Source organism: Paenibacillus sp. 598K (assembly GCF_003851045.1).
In the GTDB taxonomy this organism is placed as follows: Bacteria; Bacillota; Bacilli; order Paenibacillales; family Paenibacillaceae; genus Paenibacillus_D.
In genome coordinates this window covers 458-931 of record NZ_BFBX01000210.1, presented here as the reverse complement: position 1 = coordinate 931, position 474 = coordinate 458, and the positions used below count along the sequence as shown (strand labels likewise).

Annotated in this window: 1 protein-coding gene; it reads right to left on the bottom strand. The window is 71.9% G+C overall.

Translation table 11 applies throughout. From position 1 onward, the window contains the following. Positions 1–474 (bottom strand): ATP-binding cassette domain-containing protein (locus PA598K_RS34455; protein WP_128661230.1); only part of this gene is annotated, 474 nt, incomplete at both ends.

Below are 474 nucleotides of genomic sequence, written 5' to 3'. Positions count from 1 at the left end.
CGCTGCGCCTGACCGCCGGAGAGTCGCAGCGCCTCGCCCAACTCCGTCTCGTAGCCGTGCGGGAGCAGACGGATGAATCGATCCGCCTGCGCTGCCCGCGCTGCCTCCACCACTTCGGCCTCGGACGTCTCCGGGGCGGAGAGCCGGATGTTGTCGGCGACCGTCCCGGCGAACAGATGGGCCCGCTGCGGCAGCGCCGACAGCCGACGTCGCCAGTCTGCCATCGACAGCTCCGCCATGTCGATGCCGTCGATCAGGATGCGCCCCGCCGTCGGCCGGATATAGCCCTGGAGCAGCTCCAGCACCGTGCTCTTGCCCGCGCCGCTCGGGCCGACGAGCGCCACGCGCTCCCCGGGCTCCAGGACGAAGCTCAGCTCCTCCACCGCATCGCGATCTGCGCCCGCCCGCCGATAGCTGACCGACTCGAACGCGATCCGATACCCCTCCGGCCGATCCGGCAGCGTCCGCGCCCCT